21 protein-coding genes and 1 other annotated feature are annotated in these 21489 nt (G+C 50.2%); all 21 genes read right to left on the reverse strand.

Annotated elements, in window-relative coordinates; translation table 11 throughout:
* Positions 1-84 precede the first annotated feature (84 nt).
* Positions 85-2166: an elongation factor G gene (fusA, locus tag BO53_RS0104520; RefSeq protein ID WP_031545908.1), complete on the reverse strand. Its 2082-nt coding sequence runs from the start codon at positions 2164-2166 to the stop codon at positions 85-87.
* Between the two features lie 66 nt (positions 2167-2232).
* On the reverse strand, positions 2233-2703 hold the full coding sequence (gene rpsG / locus BO53_RS0104525; protein ID WP_031545910.1) for a 30S ribosomal protein S7: 471 nt from the start codon (positions 2701-2703) through the stop codon (positions 2233-2235).
* Between the two features lie 53 nt (positions 2704-2756).
* Positions 2757-3173: a 30S ribosomal protein S12 gene (gene rpsL, locus BO53_RS0104530; RefSeq protein WP_031545912.1), complete on the reverse strand. Its 417-nt coding sequence runs from the start codon at positions 3171-3173 to the stop codon at positions 2757-2759.
* Positions 3174-3395: 222 nt separating this feature from the next.
* Positions 3396-7019, reverse strand: coding sequence for a DNA-directed RNA polymerase subunit beta' (rpoC, locus tag BO53_RS0104535; RefSeq protein WP_031545914.1), 3624 nt, complete (start codon positions 7017-7019; stop codon positions 3396-3398).
* 37 nt (positions 7020-7056) lie between these two features.
* Positions 7057-10593 carry a DNA-directed RNA polymerase subunit beta gene (rpoB, locus tag BO53_RS0104540; RefSeq protein WP_031545916.1) on the reverse strand — a complete coding sequence of 1179 codons (3537 nt, stop codon included), beginning with the start codon at positions 10591-10593 and terminating at the stop codon, positions 7057-7059.
* Between the two features lie 227 nt (positions 10594-10820).
* Positions 10821-11423 (reverse strand): class I SAM-dependent methyltransferase, encoded by a 603-nt coding sequence (locus BO53_RS0104545; RefSeq protein WP_031545918.1) that lies wholly within the window; start codon positions 11421-11423, stop codon positions 10821-10823.
* Positions 11424-11522: 99 nt separating this feature from the next.
* Positions 11523-11891: a 50S ribosomal protein L7/L12 gene (gene rplL, locus BO53_RS0104550; protein WP_031545921.1), complete on the reverse strand. Its 369-nt coding sequence runs from the start codon at positions 11889-11891 to the stop codon at positions 11523-11525.
* A gap of 28 nt (positions 11892-11919) precedes the next feature.
* The gene (gene rplJ, locus BO53_RS0104555; RefSeq protein ID WP_031545923.1) at positions 11920-12420 is read right to left on the reverse strand and encodes a 50S ribosomal protein L10; all 501 of its coding nucleotides are present in this window, start codon (positions 12418-12420) and stop codon (positions 11920-11922) included.
* 28 nt (positions 12421-12448) lie between these two features.
* Positions 12449-12593: a sequence feature (ribosomal protein L10 leader region), on the reverse strand.
* A 53-nt stretch (positions 12594-12646) separates the two neighbouring features.
* Positions 12647-13342, reverse strand: coding sequence for a 50S ribosomal protein L1 (gene rplA / locus BO53_RS0104560; RefSeq protein WP_031545925.1), 696 nt, complete (start codon positions 13340-13342; stop codon positions 12647-12649).
* Positions 13343-13419: 77 nt separating this feature from the next.
* On the reverse strand, positions 13420-13845 hold the full coding sequence (rplK, locus tag BO53_RS0104565; RefSeq protein ID WP_031545927.1) for a 50S ribosomal protein L11: 426 nt from the start codon (positions 13843-13845) through the stop codon (positions 13420-13422).
* 139 nt (positions 13846-13984) lie between these two features.
* Positions 13985-14524, reverse strand: a complete 540-nt coding sequence (gene nusG / locus BO53_RS0104570; RefSeq protein WP_031545930.1) for a transcription termination/antitermination protein NusG — start codon at positions 14522-14524, stop codon at positions 13985-13987.
* Positions 14525-14540: 16 nt separating this feature from the next.
* Positions 14541-14717 (reverse strand): preprotein translocase subunit SecE, encoded by a 177-nt coding sequence (gene secE, locus BO53_RS0104575; RefSeq protein ID WP_031545932.1) that lies wholly within the window; start codon positions 14715-14717, stop codon positions 14541-14543.
* A gap of 19 nt (positions 14718-14736) precedes the next feature.
* A complete protein-coding gene (gene rpmG, locus BO53_RS13685) occupies positions 14737-14874 on the reverse strand; it encodes a 50S ribosomal protein L33 (RefSeq protein WP_175287866.1) in 138 nt (45 codons plus the stop codon).
* A gap of 50 nt (positions 14875-14924) precedes the next feature.
* Positions 14925-15545, reverse strand: a complete 621-nt coding sequence (locus BO53_RS13545; protein ID WP_031545933.1) for an RNA polymerase sigma factor — start codon at positions 15543-15545, stop codon at positions 14925-14927.
* Between the two features lie 60 nt (positions 15546-15605).
* A complete protein-coding gene (locus BO53_RS0104585; protein ID WP_031545935.1) occupies positions 15606-16133 on the reverse strand; it encodes an NYN domain-containing protein in 528 nt (175 codons plus the stop codon).
* A gap of 1 nt (position 16134) precedes the next feature.
* Positions 16135-16875, reverse strand: coding sequence for a 23S rRNA (guanosine(2251)-2'-O)-methyltransferase RlmB (gene rlmB / locus BO53_RS0104590; protein ID WP_031545938.1), 741 nt, complete (start codon positions 16873-16875; stop codon positions 16135-16137).
* Positions 16868-17269 carry a Mini-ribonuclease 3 gene (locus BO53_RS0104595; RefSeq protein ID WP_245608190.1) on the reverse strand — a complete coding sequence of 134 codons (402 nt, stop codon included), beginning with the start codon at positions 17267-17269 and terminating at the stop codon, positions 16868-16870. Before BO53_RS0104595 ends, rlmB begins: the two co-directional genes overlap by 8 nt.
* Positions 17262-18656 carry a cysteine--tRNA ligase gene (cysS, locus tag BO53_RS0104600; RefSeq protein ID WP_031545943.1) on the reverse strand — a complete coding sequence of 465 codons (1395 nt, stop codon included), beginning with the start codon at positions 18654-18656 and terminating at the stop codon, positions 17262-17264. The genes BO53_RS0104595 and cysS overlap by 8 nt, the downstream gene beginning before the upstream one ends.
* Positions 18640-19296, reverse strand: coding sequence for a serine O-acetyltransferase (cysE, locus tag BO53_RS0104605; RefSeq protein WP_031545945.1), 657 nt, complete (start codon positions 19294-19296; stop codon positions 18640-18642). The genes cysS and cysE overlap by 17 nt, the downstream gene beginning before the upstream one ends.
* Before the next feature lie 255 nt (positions 19297-19551).
* Complete coding sequence (gene gltX / locus BO53_RS0104610; protein ID WP_031545946.1) at positions 19552-21006, reverse strand: glutamate--tRNA ligase; 1455 nt, start codon at positions 21004-21006, stop codon at positions 19552-19554.
* Positions 21006-21488, reverse strand: coding sequence for a 2-C-methyl-D-erythritol 2,4-cyclodiphosphate synthase (gene ispF / locus BO53_RS0104615; RefSeq protein WP_031545949.1), 483 nt, complete (start codon positions 21486-21488; stop codon positions 21006-21008). Before ispF ends, gltX begins: the two co-directional genes overlap by 1 nt.
* Position 21489 lies beyond the last annotated feature (1 nt).

The raw sequence follows: 21489 nt of genomic DNA on the forward strand, positions 1-21489 counted from the left end.
TTGAAACTCGGAGCGGGATCCACCCGCCCGAGGTGTTTCTAAATCACTTATAAATGATTCAAGCGTAAAAATCAAGCGGCCTGACTATTCACCTTTGTTTTTCTTGATGATTTCTTCAGAGATTGATTTTGGCACTTCTTCATAGTGATCGAATGTCATTGTATAAGTTCCGCGGCCTTGCGTGTTTGAACGCAGGTTGGTCGCATATCCGAACATTTCGGACAGTGGAACGAATGCATTGACGACTTGTGCGTTACCGCGTGCAGCCATACCTTCGACACGGCCACGACGGCTTGTAACGTCACCCATGATGTCTCCCATGTACTCTTCAGGCATTACGATTTCAACTTTCATGACAGGCTCAAGGATTACAGGTTCACAAACTTTGGCAGCTTCTTTGAGTGCCAGGGATGCAGCCACCTTGAAGGCCATCTCAGAGGAGTCGACATCGTGGTAGGAACCATCGAAAAGTTTCGCTTTGATGTCTACCATAGGGTAGCCGGCGAGCACACCATTTTCCATGGAGTCTCTGATACCTGCTTCGACGGATGGGATATATTCACGTGGTACCACACCACCGACGATTGCGTTTTCGAACTCGAATCCGCCACCGACTTCGTTAGGTGTGAATTCAATATGAACGTCACCGTACTGGCCACGGCCACCGGATTGGCGTGTGAATTTACCTTGTACAGAAGCCTGCTTCTTGAATGTTTCACGGTAGGATACCATTGGTGCACCTACGTTACACTCAACTTTGAACTCACGCTTCATGCGGTCAACAAGGATATCGAGGTGAAGCTCACCCATACCACCGATGATAACCTGTCCAGTCTCGTTGTCAGTGTGTGCTGTGAATGTAGGGTCCTCTTCCTGAAGCTTGACGAGGGCGCTTGTCATCTTGTCCTGGTCAGCTTTGGATTTCGGTTCTACAGACAGGTGGATAACCGGTTCAGGGAAGTCCATGGATTCAAGAATAACCTGATTCTTTTCATCACACAGTGTGTCTCCTGTACCAGTATCTTTGAGTCCGATTGCTGCTGCGATATCCCCAGAGTAGACCGTAGAGATCTCCTGACGGGAGTTTGCGTGCATCTGCAGGATACGTCCGACGCGCTCACGCTTGTCTTTCGTAGTGTTCCTGATGTAGGAACCTGCATCCAGTGTACCGGAGTACACACGGAAGAAAGTAAGTTTACCCACGAATGGGTCTGTCATTACTTTGAATGCGAGAGCAGCAAATGGCTCGGAATCATCCGGCTTCGCAATGATCTCTGCATCTTCGTCACCTTTTTTGTGTCCAACGATAGGTTTTACATCAAGTGGTGATGGCAGATAGTCGATTGTTGCATTGAGGAGCAATTGTACCCCTTTGTTCTTGAAGGCAGTACCGCACATTACAGGGTAGAATTCAACATCACATGTCGCCTGGCGGATTGCAGCTTTCAGTTCATCTACTGAAATCTCTTCTCCACCCAGGTATTTTTCCATGATGTCTTCATTCACATCAGCGAGTCCTTCGATGAGGCCCTCTCTGAGTTCATCTGCTTTGTCTTTATATTCAGCCGGGATTTCGATTTCTTCAATTTCCGTACCAAGATCGTTGTTGTAGTGGAATGCCTTCATCTCTACCAGGTCGATGATGCCTGTGAAGTCATCTTCAGCACCGATCGGAAGCTGGATCGGGTGGGCATTCGCCTGCAGACGGTCTTTGAGTGTACTTACTGAATATTCGAAGTCCGCACCGACTTTGTCCATCTTGTTGATGAATACAACACGAGGGACGCCGTAGGTTGTCGCCTGTCTCCAGACAGTTTCAGTCTGAGGCTCAACACCTGATTGGGCATCAAGAACTGTTACAGCACCATCAAGTACACGGAGGGAACGTTCAACTTCTACAGTGAAGTCTACGTGCCCAGGCGTATCGATGATGTTGACGCGGTGACCGTCCCACTGCGCTGTTGTGGCAGCGGATGTGATCGTGATTCCACGTTCCTGTTCCTGCTCCATCCAGTCCATCTGGGATGCACCTTCGTGAGTTTCACCAATCTTGTGAATGCGGCCTGTATAATAAAGAATACGTTCAGTCGTCGTCGTCTTACCAGCATCGATGTGGGCCATGATACCGATATTACGCGTTTTATCTAAAGAGAATTCTCTTGCCATTTGTATCCTTTTCTCCTTCCAGGAATGGGATGAAATTAAGCTAAGCGGCTACTAGGGGTCCGCCTACTACCAGCGGTAGTGAGCGAATGCCCTGTTTGCTTCAGCCATCTTGTGTGTGTCTTCACGTTTCTTGACGGCTCCGCCTGTATTGTTGGCAGCATCAAGAATTTCGTTCGCTAGGCGCTCTTCCATTGTCTTTTCCCCACGCAGACGTGCGTAGTTCACGAGCCAACGAAGTCCGAGAGTTGTACGGCGATCTGCACGCACCTCTACTGGCACCTGGTAGTTTGAACCACCTACACGACGTGCTTTAACTTCAAGTACCGGCATGATGTTTTCGATTGCTTCATCAAAAACTTCGATTGCATCCCTGCCAGAACGTTCCTGTACAAGATCAAATGCTGAATAGAGAATTCTTTGGGATGTACCGCGTTTCCCGTCCACCATCATTTTATTGATAAGCTTAGTCACAAGTTTGGAATTGTGAATCGGATCCGGCAATACATCTCTTTTAGCAACTGGTCCTTTACGTGGCATAGTCATCCTCCTTTCAAAAATTAGGTTTGTTTGTGCATCATATCATGGCGCAATTATTTTTTCTTAGGGCGTTTAGTACCGTAGAGTGAACGGCCTTGTCTGCGGTCGTTGACACCTGAAGTATCAAGCGCACCACGTACGATATGGTAACGTACACCAGGAAGGTCCTTTACACGTCCACCACGAATAAGTACTACGCTGTGTTCCTGCAGGTTGTGCCCGATTCCAGGAATATATGCGTTCACTTCAACATTATTTGAAAGTCTCACACGTGCATATTTACGCAGAGCGGAGTTCGGTTTCTTAGGAGTCATTGTTCCAACACGAGTACAAACACCGCGTTTCTGTGGTGCATTTTCATGTGTCACACGCTTCTTAAGGCTGTTGAACCCTCTGTTCAATGCTGGTGAGTCTGATTTTTGTCCTTTCGATTGACGAGGTTTTCTTACAAGCTGATTAATCGTTGGCATGGTTTTCCTCCTCTCTTCATTAATCCCACACATCCAGGTGGTTCATTTTTAGGGTATAAAAAATGTGTAAGATTGAAATCTTACATTTCAACATTTTCTATCTCCATATCGATCCAATAGATCCCATATAGAGTAACCTTAATAATAATAGCATCCGGCCTTGTTCATGTCAACAATATAACATGAAAAAACAGGCCCCACTCCGCAGAGTGGGTACTGCTGTTATTCTTCTATCAATACTTCTTCCTTCTCGACTGCCTCTGTGCTTTTCGCTACGTCAATTTCAACATCGCGATACTTCGGCATGCCTGTTCCCGCAGGAATCAGCTTACCGATGATGACGTTCTCCTTGAGACCGAGAAGTTCATCGCGTTTTCCTTTGATTGCAGCATCTGTAAGCACTCTTGTTGTTTCCTGGAAGCTGGCTGCAGAAAGGAAGCTTTCTGTTTCAAGGGATGCTTTCGTGATTCCGAGCAGTACCGGTTTCGCCGTTGCAGGACGCTTGCGCTTCTTGAAGATTTCCTTGTTCGCATCCGTAAATGCATGGATGTCGACAAGGGCTCCTGGAAGAAGCGTCGTGTCTCCAGCATCGATGATCCTTACTTTTCTGAGCATCTGCCTTACCATGACCTCGACGTGCTTATCGTCGATTTCAACACCCTGCATACGGTATACCTTCTGTACTTCTTTAAGCAGGTATTCCTGTGTACGGTTCAGGCCCGCCACCGCAAGGAGTTCCTTCGGTTCGATCGAACCTTCCGTAAGGATCTGGCCAGGCTCGATCTGCTCGCCCACTTCCACAAGCAGGCGTGCTGTCGCTGGTGCTGTGTAGGTCTTCGTCTCCTGCTCGCCTTTGATCTTGATCTCCTGCTGACGGTCCTTGACGACTTCGATGTCCGTAACGGCACCACGAATTTCTGAAATCATCGCCTGACCTTTTGGATTACGCGCTTCAAAGAGCTCCTGGATACGCGGGAGACCCTGGGTAATATCGCTTCCGGCCACCCCACCCGTGTGGAATGTACGCATTGTAAGCTGTGTACCCGGCTCGCCGATGGACTGGGCAGCGATTGTACCGACTGCTTCGCCCACTTCGACTTTTTCACCTGTTGCCAGGTTCTTTCCGTAGCAGCGTTCACAAACACCATGGCGGGTGTTGCATGTGAAGGCGGAACGGATGTACATCTCTTCGATGCCGCTGTTTACGATTTCCTTCGCAAGTTCTGTAGTGATGAGTTCGTTTGAATGGACGAGGATTTCTTTCGTCTCAGGATGTCTAACCGTTTCTTTCGAATAGCGCCCTTCCAGACGGTCGATGAACGGTTCGATGAGCTCGGATCCTTCTGTCAATGCAGAAACAAGGAGTCCTTTGTCCGTACCACAGTCGTCATCACGTACGATGACATCCTGCGCCACGTCGACAAGTCTTCTTGTGAGGTAGCCGGAGTCGGCCGTCTTGAGTGCTGTATCGGCAAGACCTTTACGCGCACCGTGTGTAGAAATGAAGTACTCGAGTACTGTCAGGCCTTCACGGAAGCTCGACTTGATCGGCAGTTCGATGATCTGTCCGGACGGGTTGGCCATGAGTCCACGCATACCAGCAAGCTGGGTGAAGTTGGACGCATTACCACGAGCGCCGGAATCACTCATCATGAAGATCGGGTTCAGACGGTGGAGTGACGCCATCAGACGTTCCTGGATGACATCCTTCGCACGTGTCCACAGTTCGATGACTGCACCATAGCGTTCCTCTTCAGTGATCAGACCGCGTGCAAACTGCTTCTGCACTTTTTCGACCTTCTCTTCCGTATCGTCGATGATCTGCTGTTTGTCCGGCAGAACCACGATGTCGGATACACCCACTGTGATACCGGCTTTGGAAGAATATTTGAAGCCGAGGTCCTTCATGAGGTCGAGCATTACGGACGTTTCTGTAATGTGGAACTTGTTGAACACTTCAGCGATGATCTGTCCCAGGTACTTCTTGTTGAAAGGTTCCACAATCGGCGTGTCCTTGAACTTCTCTGCAAGTCCGCCTTCGCCAAGCTCGGACACTGCAACGAAGTAGCGGTCCGGTGTCTTCTCCTCAAGGTTCTCCCTGGTCGGTTCATTGAGGTACGGGAAGGACGGCGGCATGATTTCATTGAAGATGACCTTGCCTGCTGTCGTCATCAGAATCTTGCCTTTATTCTCTTCGGAGACTTTTTCACTCTCCATGGAGCCTGTGTGCAGTCCGATGCGTGTATGGAGCTGGACGTAGCCGTTCTGGTAGGCCATAACGACTTCGTTCGCGTCCTTGAAGATGTGCCCTTCACGCTTCGTATTCTCCCTCTCGAGGGTGAGGTAGTAGTTGCCGAGCACCATATCCTGTGATGGTGTAACAACCGGTTTCCCATCCTTCGGATTGAGGATGTTCTGTGCAGCGAGCATCAGCATGCGCGCTTCCGCCTGCGCCTCTTTGGAGAGCGGTACGTGTACCGCCATCTGGTCTCCATCAAAGTCGGCATTGTACGCTGTCGTTACAAGCGGATGCAGACGGATGGCGCGGCCTTCGACAAGCGTCGCCTCAAAGGCCTGGATGCCCAGACGGTGGAGCGTCGGTGCACGGTTGAGGAGCACAGGGTGTTCTTTGATGACATCTTCAAGAACATCCCATACATCATCTTCCATACGCTCGATCTTGCCTTTGGCATTCTTGATGTTTGTTGCCATTTCACGTTCCACAAGCTCTTTCATGATGAACGGTTTGAAGAGTTCGAGTGCCATTTCCTTAGGCAGGCCACATTGATACATCTTCAGGCTTGGTCCTACAACGATTACGGAACGACCTGAATAGTCGACACGTTTACCGAGAAGGTTCTGACGGAAACGGCCCTGCTTACCTTTGAGCATATGGGACAGTGACTTGAGCGGACGGTTCCCCGGTCCTGTCACTGGACGGCCACGACGGCCATTGTCGATCAGGGCGTCCACCGCCTCCTGGAGCATGCGCTTCTCGTTCTGGACGATGATTCCAGGCGCGCCAAGATCCAACAGGCGCTTCAGGCGGTTGTTGCGGTTGATTACACGACGATAGAGATCATTCAGATCACTTGTCGCAAAACGGCCGCCATCAAGCTGTACCATCGGACGGATTTCCGGTGGGATAATCGGCAGGACATCCAGGATCATCCAGGATGGATCATTGCCGGAGCTGCGGAATGATTCAACGACTTCAAGGCGTTTGATCGCCCTTGTCAGCCGCTGTCCGGTAGCTGTCTCCAGCTCTTTCCTCAGCGCTTCAAGCTCTTCCTCAAGATTGACATCCATAAGGAGTTCCTTGATCGCTTCAGCACCCATCTTGGCTGTGAACGTATTGCCGTGCTTGTCGTAGTACTCCCTGTACTCGCGTTCAGTAAGGAGCTGTTTCGGCTCGAGTCCTGTGGACCCCGGCTTGATCACTGCGTAGGAAGCAAAATAGATGACTTCCTCCAGTGAGCGCGGTGACATGTCAAGGAGCAGTCCCATTCTGGATGGGATTCCCTTGAAGTACCAGATGTGGGAGACAGGGGCAGCAAGTTCGATGTGCCCCATCCTTTCCCGTCGTACTTTGGAACGTGTCACTTCCACTCCACAGCGGTCACAGACCATACCTTTATATCTTACACGCTTATATTTCCCACAGCTGCACTCCCAGTCCTTGGTAGGACCGAAGATCTTTTCACAGAACAGACCGTCCCTTTCAGGCTTCAGTGTCCTGTAGTTGATCGTTTCAGGCTTCTTCACTTCACCAAAGGACCATGAGCGGATCTTCTCTGATGAAGCCAGACCTATTTTCATATATTGAAATCTATTTACATCTATCAATGAGCTTTCCTCCCTAAAGTTTTATCAAGCTCAATCATCATTCAGTGACATCTTCAGTTGCAGCGCTTGTCTTCTCGCTCAAATTCATCTGATTGGATGCATCATCCTCTTCAGTATCACGCATCTCGACTTCTTCGTCCTGATCATCGAGGATGTTGACATCGAGGCCAAGACTCTGGAGTTCCTTCATCAGTACACGGAATGATTCAGGGACACCAGGTTTAGGGACATTTTCACCTTTCACAATCGCTTCGTAAGTCTTCACACGCCCTACAGTATCATCCGACTTGACCGTCAGGATTTCCTGGAGGGTATACGCGGCACCATAGGCTTCCAGCGCCCATACTTCCATCTCCCCGAAACGCTGGCCACCGAATTGGGCTTTACCACCGAGCGGCTGCTGTGTGACGAGGGAATATGGTCCGGTGCTTCTTGCGTGAAGCTTGTCATCGACCATGTGGGCAAGTTTGAGCATGTACATGACACCCACGGAGATACGGCTTTCAAACGGATCGCCTGTACGTCCATCGTAGAGCACCGTCTTGCCATCACGTGCAAGGCCGGCTTCCGCCATCGTATCCCACACGTCTTCTTCGTTGGCACCATCGAATACCGGTGACGCCATCTTCAGACCCATCGCACGGGCCGCCATGCCAAGGTGGAGTTCAAGCACCTGTCCGATGTTCATACGGGAAGGTACCCCAAGCGGGTTGAGCATGATGTCGATTGGCGTGCCGTCAGGCATATAAGGCATGTCCTCTTCCGGAAGAATTCTGGAGATTACACCCTTGTTTCCGTGACGTCCACACATCTTGTCCCCTACGCTGATCTTACGCTTCTGGACGATGTAGACACGCACGAGCTGGTTGACACCCGGGGACAGCTCATCGCCATCTTCACGGTTGAACACTTTGACATCAAGGACGATGCCGCCGGCACCGTGCGGTACACGCAGTGAAGTATCGCGGACTTCACGTGCCTTCTCACCGAATATCGCATGCAGGAGGCGTTCTTCCGCCGTCAGCTCCGTAACACCTTTCGGCGTCACTTTACCGACGAGGATGTCGCCATCCTTGACTTCTGCGCCAATGTGGACGATGCCACGGTCATCGAGCTTCTTGAGTGCATTGTCGGAAACGTTCGGAATATCCCTCGTGATCTCTTCAGGTCCGAGTTTCGTATCCCTGGATTCGGACTCATACTCTTCGATATGGATGGATGTATAGACATCATCTTTGACAAGGCGTTCACTCATGATTACGGCATCCTCATAGTTGTAGCCGTCCCATGTCATGAAGCCGACGACGACATTCTGTCCAAGTGCCATCTCACCGTTATCCATGGATGGTCCATCTGCAAGGATTTCACCCTTCGTCACCACATCGCCTTTTGAAACGATCGGCTTCTGGTTGTAGCAGGTACCGGAGTTGGAACGGATGAACTTGGAAAGTCTGTAGATATCCTTCTCCGTTTCGATCTCCTTGCCATTCTCCTCCTCGATGCGGCGGATATGGATCTCTTTCGCTTCTACGTGCTCCACACGGCCCTTATAGCGTGCAACTACTGCAGCACCGGAGTCGCGGGCAGCCACGTGTTCCATGCCTGTACCGATATCAGGAGATTGCGGAATGAGGAGCGGTACTGCCTGACGCTGCATGTTCGCGCCCATCAATGCACGGTTGGAGTCGTCATTTTCAAGGAATGGGATACATGCTGTCGCTGCGGAAACAACCTGCTTCGGAGAAACATCCATGTAGTCCATGCGCTCTCTTGCCATTTTTGTATTGTTGCCGCGGAAGCGGCATACGATTTCATCTCTGACGAAAGATCCGTCTTCATTCAGCAGGGCGTTGGCCTGGGCCACGACGTAGCTGTCTTCTTCATCGGCAGTAAGGTAGTCGATCTGACCCGTTACACGGTTTGTTTCCGGATCCACTCTTCTGTATGGCGTTTCGATGAAGCCGAATTCATTCACTCTGGCAAAACTGGAGAGTGAGTTGATCAGACCGATGTTCGGCCCCTCCGGAGTCTCGATCGGGCACATGCGGCCGTAGTGGGAATAGTGTACGTCCCGCACTTCCATGCCGGCACGTTCACGCGTCAGACCACCGGGTCCAAGCGCAGATAGACGTCTCTTGTGCGTCAGTTCTGCAAGGGGGTTTGTCTGGTCCATGAACTGTGATAGCTGGGAGCTGCCGAAGAACTCTTTTATGGAGGCAATCACAGGACGGATATTGATGAGCTGCTGCGGTGTGATGGACTCTGTGTCCTGGATCGACATACGCTCCCTCACTACACGTTCCATACGGGAAAGACCGATTCTGAACTGGTTCTGCAGCAGTTCGCCGACAGAACGCAGACGACGGTTTCCAAGGTGGTCGATATCATCCGTATGCCCAACACCTTCGATCAGGTTGAAGAAATAGCTCATGGAGGCAATGATGTCGGATGGTGTAATGGATTTCACTTCCACATCAGGGAAGGCATTACCGATGACTGTCGTTGTGCCTTCTTCCTGGTTTGGCGCCTCCACTTTGATGGACTGGATTTCAATCGGTTCATCCAGAAGTCCATTTTCCAGGCGGAATGTTTCAAGGTTCGCATTGGCTTCAAGCACATCCATGATGCTGTCCAATGTGCGTCTGTCGACCGTCGTACCTGTTTCTGCTACGATTTCGCCTGTTTCCTTATCCACGATAGGTTCTGCGAGCACTTGATTGAACAAGCGGTTCTTGAGGTGCAGTTTCTTATTCATCTTGTAGCGTCCAACACTCGCGAGATCGTAACGCTTCGGATCAAAGAACCGTGAGTAGAGGAGATTTCTGGCGTTCTCAACTGTCGGCGGTTCGCCTGGGCGAAGTCGTTCGTATATTTCTAGGAGTGCCTGATCCACTGTTTCTGTCGTATCCTTCTCCAGTGTGTTTCTGAGATGTTCACTGTCACCGAGGAGGTTTATCATTTCCTGGTCTGTAGAGAATCCGAGCGCCCTGAGCAGTACCGTCATCGGCAGCTTGCGCGTACGGTCTATTCTTACGTAAACTATATCTTTAGCATCGATTTCGTATTCAAGCCATGCACCACGGTTGGGAATCACCGTCGCTCCAAAGCTGGCTTTGCCGTTTTTGTCCATTTTTTCCGAATAGTATACGGATGGACTTCTGACAAGCTGGGATACGATTACGCGCTCTGCGCCATTGATAATGAAAGTACCTGTATCCGTCATCAGTGGGAAGTCACCCATGAATACTTCCTGTTCCTTGACTTCGCCCGTTTCTTTGATGACAAGGCGTACTTTTACACGCAACGGTGCAGAATATGTTGCATCATGGTTCTTTGCCTCTTCCTCATCGTACTTGGGTTCGCCAAGCTTGTAGTCCACAAATTCCAATGACATGTTTCCAGTGAAGTCCTCAACCGGTGAAATGTCCTTGAACATTTCGATCAGGCCCGTCTGCAGGAACCATTCATAGGATTTCGTCTGGATTTCGATCAGGTTCGGCAAATCCAATTTCTCTTCGATACGTGCATAGCTTCTGCGTTTAGCGTGTCTTCCATATTGAATCAATTGACTCATCGACAGATTCACCCCTAATAAAAATTACGTAAAACATTCACCGAAGCAGTTAAACAGTTAATAAGACAAAAAGAAAACGGAATCGTGACCAACCCCATTTTCTATTTATTAACAATATTTAATACGCTCCATCCAATCAGTGCTCAAAAAGTGCATACTGATTGACATTATATTTTTACATTCTATAACTATACCACAGAAAATTTGTCAAGTCAAATATCGCTCTTTTATATTTTTATGCCCTTGAGCACATAATAGCCCTTGTCTTTGACGACAACTTCCGAGTTTCCAAAAAGCACCTCAACCGCTTTTCTGTATGACGGCATACCCTGCTTCTTCTGAACGACCATATAGAAGGCGCCCTCCGCCGCAAGCTTCCTATGGGCATCCTCGATCATTTCCATTACCACCGGTTTCCCTGCACGGAACGGGGGGTTCGTCACATAGAGTGACGGGCGCTCCGGGAGTGCCATCGCATCATATTCCGTCCGGCTCAGTACTTCCGCCTCGACACCGTTGTATTCTGCATTCTCTCCACACAGCACAAGTGCATCGGTGTTCACCTCGACCATGATCGGCTTTGCCCCGAGCACCTCCCCAAGAACAGTTCCAATCGGCCCGTAGCCTGCACCCATATCTATGAAGGCGCCGCCTTCAGGCAGATCGCAATCACTGACGACGGCATCAATCAGGACTGAGGATCCGTAGTCGATCCGGTCTCTTGAAAAGACGCCGCGATCCGTCCTGAAGCGGTAGATCCTATCCTTATATTTGATTTCGATTTCCCTATATTCATGTTCTGTATTATCTCCAGTGAAATAATGGCTCATGATACCACTCCTATGTAATAAGGCACTTGCATAAGACAATAAAGAGGCTCATTTAAACAATAGATGTTTAAGATGAGCCTCCAAGTGTTTACACAAAAATTATTTAAGTTCTACGCCAGCGCCAACTTCTTCAAGCTGGGATTTGAGTTCTTCAGCTTCTTCTTTGGAAAGGCCTTCTTTGACAACTTTAGGTGCGCCGTCAACGACTGCTTTCGCTTCTTTGAGTCCAAGACCAGTTGCTTCACGAACAACTTTGATGACTTTGATTTTGGAAGATCCAGCGTCTGTGAGTTCAACGTCGAATTCAGTCTGCTCTTCAGCAGCTGCTTCTCCGCCGCCTGCGCCTGCTGCTGCTACTGGAGCTGCAGCTGTTACGCCAAATTCTTCTTCAATTGCTTTAACAAGGTCGTTAAGTTCAAGTACGGACATTTCTTTGATTGCTTCAATGATTTGTTCTTGAGACATTATAATTCCTCCGTTTTTTTAATAGATTGGTTTAAGCTTCTTCGTTCTCTTTCTCTTCACCGACTGCTTTAACTGCATAGGCGAAGTTGCGTACTGGAGCCTGGAGTACAGAAAGCAGCATGGAAACAAGGCCTTCTTTGCCTGGAAGCGTTGCAATCGCCTTGACATCTTCTGCCGGCGTGAACGTTCCTTCGATGATGCCTGCTTTGATTTCCAAAGCTTCGTGTTCCTTGGCGAAATTGTTGATGATCTTCGCTGGCGCGATTACATCTTCGTTGGAAAATGCAAGCGCATTTGGGCCAGTGAGGAACTCATTGATTTCAGTAAGTTCAGCCTGTTCAGCTGCACGGCGTGTCATCGTGTTTTTGTAGACTTTGAACTCGACGCCTGCTTCACGAAGCTGTTTGCGCAGTTCGGTCATTTCAGATACAGACAGGCCACGGTAGTCTACAAGCACTGTAGATACAGAGTTCTTGAGCTGATCGGAAATGACATCTACGTGCTGCTTTTTAGCTTCAATCACATTTGACATAGTTACACCTCCATAATTTTTGTGTATCCGGTGCATTAAAAAAGCACCTTTTACCCACGGCAAAAAGTGCTTGAATATTCAATATGAATTCAAGTCGTCATCATTTGCCTCGGTAGGATCGGGTTTTAAGCACAGGGTGCTCCTACTGTCTTAGGGAATATTAAAATACAACTGCAACTATACACAATACAGCTGCAGTTGTCAATATCCAATCTGGTATTGAAATCTAGATTCTCACTTCGTTCAGATCAACTTTGACACCAGGTCCCATTGTTGAAGACAGTGCCACGGATTTGAAGTAAGTACCTTTGGAAGAAGCCGGTTTCGCTTTTACGAGTGCATCGTAAACTGCTCTGAAGTTGTCGGCGAGCTTCTCTTCATCGAAGGAAACCTTGCCGATCGCTGCATGCACGATACCTGATTTCTCCGCACGGTATTCAACTTTACCTGCTTTGATCTCTTCAACGGCTTTAGTAACATCCATGGTTACTGTACCTGTTTTAGGGTTTGGCATGAGACCTTTTGGTCCGAGCACACGGCCGAGCTTGCCGACCTCACCCATCATGTCCGGTGTAGCTACGATGACGTCGAAATCGAACCATCCATTATTGATCTTCTGGATGTAGTCCTGTTCCCCTACGTAGTCTGCACCTGCTGCTTCTGCTTCTTTCGCCTTGTCGCCTTTAGCGAATACCAATACACGCTGTGACTTGCCAGTACCGTGCGGCAGTACGATTGCTCCACGGATCTGCTGATCGTTTTTACGCGTATCAATACCCAGGCGGAATGCTACTTCTACAGAAGCATCGAAGTTTACAGTGCTTGTCTCTTTGGCAAGTTTGACTGCTTCTTCTACGCTGTAAGACGTATTTTGATCAAACTTCTCGAGAGCAGCCTGATACTTTTTACTTCTCTTAGCCATTACTATTCCTCCTTGTGGTTATAGCGGGTAATCCTCCCACGTTTGTATTAATACTTTAATCTTATGGTCAATTCAAATTATTTTTCTACAGTGAAGCCCATGCTTCTTGCTGTACCTTCGACCATACGCATAGCCGCTTCCACGTCTGCTGCATTAAGGTCTTCCAATTTAGTTTCAGCAATTTCACGTACTTGCGCTTCAGTTACTGTCGCCACTTTGTCCTTGTTCGGCTCGCCTGAACCTTTTTCGACATTTGCAGCTTTCTTCAGAAGAACGGCTGCTGGTGGAGTCTTCGTAATGAATGTGAAAGAACGGTCCTCGAATACGGAAATTTCAACCGGAATGATGAGACCCGCCTGCTCCTGTGTACGTGCATTGAATTCTTTACAGAATCCCATGATGTTTACGCCCGCTTGACCTAGTGCCGGACCTACCGGTGGTGCTGGGTTCGCTTTACCTGCAGGAATCTGCAATTTTACTACGTTGATTACTTTTTTAGCCACGATGTGCACCTCCTCGTTATCGTGATGTGGTCATAGGATGTCAGTTTTCACCCTCCCACTCGCATCATAAAAAAAGATGGCCGAACAAAATTCGACCATGACAATATACCATTATTCCATTGAAAACACAAGTCACTTATTACAATTTCTCGATTTGGTCGAATTCAACTTCCACAGGTGTGTCCCGGCCGAACATCTCCACGAGTACCGTGAGCTTGTAGTGCTCCTCATCGATTGAACGGATTTCCCCGGTCTGGTTCTTGAACGGTCCATCAACGATATTGACGGATTCCCCGACTTCAACTTCGAAGTCGATTGTACGTTCTGACATCCCCATGGATTTCAGGATGAATTTGACTTCCTCCGGCAGCAGCGGGTTCGGCTTGCTGCCTGCACCCTGGGAGCCGACAAAACCGGTGACGCCAGGCGTGTTCCGTACGATGTACCAGGATTCATCGGTCATGACCAGCTCGACCAGCACGTAGCCTGGGAAGGTCTTCTTCATCGCAGTCTTTCGCTTGCCGTCCTTGACGGTCGTCTCTTCCTCTTCAGGAATGATGACCCGGAAGATCTGATCCTGCATATTCATCGATTCAAGGCGCGCCTCGAGATTTGCTTTTACTTTATTTTCATATCCGGAATAGGTGTGCACAGCATACCAGTTCTTTTCTCCAGACATAGTATCTCTCCTTTAGTTACATTAAGTCTATGATTGCGGAGATACCCAGGTCCAGCGCATAGAAAAACGCCAGAAAGAATATCACTGTGAACATGACGACCGCAGTATAGCGCACCGTCTCCTGACCAGTCGGCCAGCTTACTTTCTTCATTTCGCTGACAACATTCTGCAAGAAGTTCTTATCATTTGCCATCGGTTGCTTTCCTCCTGTATCAGATGGAACTCTTATGAGTCGTATGCCGGTTGCATGTCCTGCAGTATTTCTTGAGCACAAGCCGCTCTTTATGCTCGCTTTCAGTCGTGTAGTTGCGCGACCCGCATTCAGTGCATAACAATGCCACTTTCATCATAAAATCCTCATTTCAATTCTAATTTACTATACCGATTTCAAGCCATGTTGTCAAACGGCTCCACCGGACTCCTCCATGAGGGCAAGGCGCTCCTTTTTGCGCCTGATGCGGTGGAGGGTGTTCAGCACACTCTTTCTGTCGAGGGCGAATTCCCTGCAGACATCACTGATGTCATGCCCCTTCCCGAGGTGCTGCAGCACCTTCCTTTCCATTGGGGAGCATATCCCCCTCTTGTGCATCAGGTACTGGAGCTGCTCCTCCCTCACCATGATGGTGAGGGGATTGGCCACTTTCCCCTCCGGATCGGCCGGCTCCACCGCACCGTCCTCAAAGACCGGCACAGGCGGGCTGTATACCCGCATGGACCGCTTCCTTCTCGAACGCATATCAAGATGCAGCGTACGGAACAGGTAGTGGCTGTACCTTCCCCGATCACGCTGATAGCGGCTGCACAGCCTGAGTGCCTGCTCCATCATCTCCTGTTCGATATCTTCACGGTCATGGAAGTCATTCATATAGCGATAGCTCATCCGGCGGATCTGCGGCCTCAGTTTGGCGTCCATCAGATCGAAGGCTTCCATATCCCCCGCATGGACCCTGAAGGCCAGTGCATCCAGCTCGTCATCGGCATCTTCCCTGACAAAAAAATGAAACGTGGCAATATGGTACATATCCATCCCCCTATCCTGTTAATAGGAATGATAAGAGGGAATGTACACAAATTCAATACGCTAGAATCGTCCCCGGCGCCATTTTTCAAGTTTCGCCTGGACGTCATCACCGATATTCAATTTCTGCCTGGGCATTTTTTCGTTAATCGTGTCTATTTTCCTGCTGATATTTTTTTCGGCTTCCGTCAGATTCACCCACATCTCCCGGGACGAAATCCTGTATGCACCGAGTGCGAATATGGCGTTCTGCTCGGTCAGGTCGCTCGTGACCACACTGATTTCACACAGGTGGGGATGATAGTGGTCATGGACGAAGCGTTCGATATACTCGTCGGCCGTCTCCTTCTCCTTTGTATACACCACAGTGACGCCATGATAGTCAAAGATGCTTTCTTTCGAACGTACCTCATAGGCATCGAATACACAGATGATTTCATAGTTCGCAACCGACTGGTATTCAGCCAAGGCTGCCAGTATCTTCTCTCTCGGCATTTCAAGTGAATGGAAGGACTCCCTATGCAACTCCTGATTCGCACCAATCAGATTATAGCCGTCCACAATCAGAATGCGTCTTTTTTTCCGCTTCATATCATCCACGCCTGACGTCGTTCTGCTTGCGGAACACTTCGTACATCAGCAGTGCGGCCGATACCGAGGCGTTGAGGCTGGTGATATGGCCCACCATCGGAATCTGGACGACGAAGTCGCATTTTTCCAATGTCTTTCTGCTGATTCCTTTACCTTCGCTGCCTATCACAAGGGCTGTATTGACGTCTGCCGCCATTTCCCGGTAGTCCATCGTTCCCTTGCCATCGCTGCCGGCCACCCAGAAGCCCTTCTCCTTCAGCTTGTCGATGGTCTGGTTGATGTTCGTCACGCGGACGACCGGCACATGCTCTATCGCCCCTGTGGATGTCTTGGCGACTGTATCCGTCAGCTGGACGGAACGGCGGTTTGGAATGATGACCCCATCAAATCCAGTTGCATCGCATGTCCTCAGGATGGAACCGAGATTGTGCGGATCCTCCAGTCCATCGAGTATGACCAGGTTCGCACGCTTCCCCTCGATTCTTCCCAGCAGTGTTTCGAGGGGCATATAGTCATGGGGACTGCCGAGGGCCACTACGCCCTGGTGGCGTTCGTCTGTCAGTCCGTCAAGCTTCGATTTGGGGACCGTCTGGACGACCACCTTCTTTTTTCTTGCAGTATCAAGTATGTCCTTGATCTGCCCCTTGTTCACGGAGTCCTGGATGAAGACCTTGTTGATGTCCGCATCCCCCATGAGCGCCTCGCGCACCGCATGGCGTCCCGCTATTACTGAATCACTCATCTTTATCCCTCCCTGATTCCAATATAATATGCATCAATTCATCAAGCCGCGCCTTCTCCCCATTCAAGTGGAGATGCCCGATCAGCGCTTCCAGACCGGAAGCGTTCCTGTAGTCCTTGATCGACGCATTCTTCGCCCGCGTTGCGCTCGACTTGTTTCGCGCCTTCCTTGCGATGTCCCACTCTTCCTCGGTCAGAACGTGCTTGTGCAGATAATCCAGAGCTTCAGCCTGGGCACTCGCCTTCACCAGCCGGTTGGCTGCCTGATGGACGGCATCCGGTTTCAGGTAGGGCCGCTCAGTCAGCAGATGGCTCCGGACGTAGACGGAGTACACAGCATCCCCCACAAAGGCGAGGGACAGGGGCTGCATTTCATCAGTGTTATGCTCACCCACGTCTGAAACGCACGCCTTCCTTGGTGTCCTCGAGAACGATCCCCTGATCCTTCAGATTGTCGCGGATTTCATCCGCACGTGCGAAATCCCTGTTCTTCCTCGCTTCATTCCGTTCTTCGATCAGTGCCTCGATCTCCTCGTCGAGCAGCACTTCCGCTTCATCCAATTCGATGCCGAGGACATTGCTGTAGATTTCGAACGTTTCGACGAAGCGTTCCAACACCTCGACGGATGTCGTATTCCGGCGCAGGTACTTGTTCAGTTCGGTCGCCAGGTCATGCCATGAAGTGATGGCATTTGCCGTATTGAAGTCATCATCCATATGGGCCTCGAACGTTTTGAGGTTGTCCGAGATGATCTTCACCATTACTTCGTCGTCCCCATTGCCGACGGCACTGGCAAGACGCTCCTTTGCCTGCAGATAGCTGAACTGGATCCGCTTCAGACCATTCTCGGCAGCGCCCACAAGTTCCCGGTTGTAGTTGATCGGATTGCGGTAGTGGACGCTGATCATGAAGAAGCGGAGGACATTCGGATTGATTTCCTTGATGATGTCATGCACAAGGATGAAGTTGCCGAGGGATTTCGACATCTTCTCATTGTCGATGTTGATGTAGCCGTTATGCATCCAATAGTTGGCGAATGTACTGTCCGTCATGCACTCGCTCTGTGCAATCTCATTTTCATGGTGCGGGAAGGTCAGATCCTGCCCGCCGGCATGGATGTCGATCGTGTCCCCCAGATGATGGCGCGCCATGACGCTGCATTCGATATGCCATCCCGGACGCCCCTCGCCCCAGGGGGCGGACCATTTGATTTCATTCGGCTTGGCCTGCTTCCACAGGACGAAGTCCAGCGGGTCCTGTTTCTTCTCCCCCGCTTCAATCCTTGCGCCCACTTTCAGGTCATCCACCGACTGGTGGGAGAGCTTGCCGTATTCGTCAAAGGAGCGCGTCCTGAAATAGACATCACCATCCGATTCATAGGCATGCCCTTTATCGATCAGTACCTGTATGAACTCTATGATGTCATCCATGTGGTCCATTACACGGGGGTGGTGGGTGGCGGGTTTCACATTCAATGCCCCTGTATCCTCGAAGAAGGCTTTTATGAAACGGTCGGCGATGACCGGGACCTCCTCCTTCAGTTCGAGTGATGCCTTGATGAGCTTGTCGTCCACATCAGTGAAGTTGGATACATATTCCACTTCATATCCTTTATATTCCAGATAGCGGCGCACCGTATCGAATGCGATGGCCGGGCGCGCATTGCCGATGTGGATATAGTTATATACGGTCGGACCGCATACATACATCTTTACCCTGCCTGATTCGAGGGGTTTGAATTCTTCCTTCTGCCGCGTCAAAGAGTTAAATATGAGAACCATTTTCTACCTCGTTCCTGACTTCGTGTCTAAAGTCCTTGATTTCATCTTCCAGTCCGTGAATCATATCGAGAATCGGGTCTGGCAGGTCGGTGTGGTTCAGATCCCGTGCGTTCTTCACTTTTTCACCCGCCTGCTTGACCACATAACCCGGAATGCCCACAACAGTGGCGTCACGGGGCACATCCTTCAATACTACGGAGTTTGCACCGATTTTCGAATTTTCGTGGATGCGTATATTTCCCAGTACTTTGGCACCCGCAGCAATGAGCACATTATCGTCGACGTCGGGGTGCCGCTTCTGCTCTTCCTTGCCGGTCCCGCCAAGCGTCACTCCCTGGTATATCGTCACATTATCGCCGATACGGCATGTTTCACCGATCACAGTGCCCATGCCATGGTCGATGAACAGTCTCCGGCCCACCTGGGCACCCGGATGGATTTCAATACCGGTAAAGAAGCGGCTCACCTGTGAGATGATGCGCGCACTTGTCGTGAACTTTTTCTTGTATAATTTATGGGCGATCAGATGCGACCAGATGGCATGGAGACCTGAACAGGTGACGAGCACTTCCATACGATTCTTGGCCGCCGGGTCCATTTCCAGTACCATATCGATATCTTCCTTCATTCTATCCAGCATTTCCCAGTTCCTCCATTCTAATAAAAATACCCCTGTCCATTTAGGACAGAGGCGCAATAAGCACGGTTCCACTCTGCTTGCAGCCCATGCTGCACTCTCGATATATTGAGGTTTCCACAGAGGGCAATTCTGATCAATGACCGGTTATCCTCGCACCTTCCGGATAATCTCTGGTTTCCGTCAAAAGATCATACTGGTTTCTCTGTTCTAACAATCATAATGGATTCCCCGCCGTGCTGCAACTGGTTTGCCCGGTTACTTCAGCTTCTGAATGCGTGACAGTGCCTTCTCCCTGCCGATCAGGGAGATCGTTTCAGGCAGTTCCGGCCCCTTCGTCTGGCCGGTCACAGCCACACGGATCGGCATGAAGAGCTTCTTGCCCTTGTAGCCGGTCGACTTCTGGACTTCCTTGATTGCCGCCTTGATGGCTTCCGGGGTAAAGTCTTCCATCGTGCTGAACTTTTCATAGAGGGCCGCCATCAGCTCGGGGATATGCTCCTGGGCAACGACTTCGTTTGCCGCTTCATCAAATTCAATCTCTTCCTTGAAGAACTGTTCGGACAGCGTCGTAATCTCTCCGGCAAAGCTCATCTGCTCCTGGTAGAGGGCCACAAGCTTGCGCGCCCAGTCCAGCTCCGCTTCGGAGGCGTTCTCCTCTACAAGCCCTTCCTTCACAAGGTGGGGCAGCGCCATCTGGAACACCGTTTCAGCATTCTTCTCCTTCATATACTGGTTGTTGATCCATGTCAGCTTCTGCTTGTCGAAGAAGGCCGGGGACTTGGACAGTCTCGTCTCATCAAACAGCTTGATGAATTCCTCCTTGGAGAAGATCTCCTCTTCCCCTTCAGGCGTCCATCCAAGCAGCGCGATGAAGTTGAACAGCGCCTCGGGCAGATAGCCCAGATCCTTGTACTGTTCGATGAACTGGATGATGGAGCCGTCGCGCTTGGAGAGTTTCTTCTTATTTTCATTGACGATGAGCGTCATATGGCCGAATTTCGGCTCTTCCCATCCCATCGCCTGATAGATCATCTGCTGTTTCGGCGTATTGGAGATATGGTCATCCCCGCGCAGCACATGGGAGATTTCCATCATATGGTCATCGACGACGACCGCAAAATTATACGTTGGAACGCCGTCCCTTTTGACGATGACCCAGTCGCCGATGCCGTTCGAATCGAATGACACTTCGCCTTTTACGATGTCATCGAACACGAATGTCTCATCCTTCGGCACCCGGAAACGGATGCTCGGCTGTCTGCCTTCATCAATGAAGGCCTGCTCCTCCTCTTTTGTCAGATTCGCATGCTGGCCGCCGTATCTCGGCATCTCACCGCGGGCGATCTGCGCTTCCCGCTCCGCTTCGAGCTCTTCTGATGTCATATAGCATCGATAGGCCTTGCCCTCCTCCAGCAGCTTGTCGATGACCGGCTGGTAGATGTGCTGGCGTTCCGACTGGCGGTACGGGCCGTATCCCCCGTCCTTATCCACACTTTCGTCCCATTCCAGGCCGAGCCATTTCAGATAGTGGAGCTGGGACTCTTCGCCCGCTTCCACGTTCCTTGCGCTGTCCGTATCTTCGATACGGATGATGAAGTCTCCGTCATAGCGACGGGCAAAAAGATAGTTGAACAATGCCGACCGTGCATTACCGATGTGCAGATATCCTGTCGGACTGGGTGCATACCTTACTCTTACTTTATCCATTATTATTCCTCCACTTTTTCAATTAGAACTACCGCTTCAGAAGCGATGCCTTCGCCCCTGCCTGTAAAACCGAGTTTCTCCGTAGTCGTCGCTTTAATATTAACATTCGAAAGGTCCGTCTTCAAAAGGGAGGCGGCAACATTCCGCATATCGTCGATATACGGCCTGAACTTGGGGCGTTCCGCCATGATGACCGCATCCATGTTCCCTATCCTGTACCCTTTTTTGGACATCATCTCCACCACTTCTGCAAGCAGCACTTTGGAATCCATATCCTTGAAGGCTGCATCCGTATCGGGAAAGAACTTGCCGATATCCCCGAGGGCCAGTGCGCCAAGGATGGCGTCCGCCATCGTATGAAGCAGTACATCCGCATCCGAGTGGCCCTTGAGCCCACGGTCATGGGGAATCTCGATGCCGCCGATGATCAGCGGGCGGCCTGCTTCGAATGCATGGACATCAAATCCATGACCGATTCTGAACATG

The sequence above is a fragment of the Salinicoccus luteus DSM 17002 genome (genome assembly GCF_000712035.1).
GTDB lineage: Bacteria > Bacillota > Bacilli > Staphylococcales > Salinicoccaceae > Salinicoccus > Salinicoccus luteus.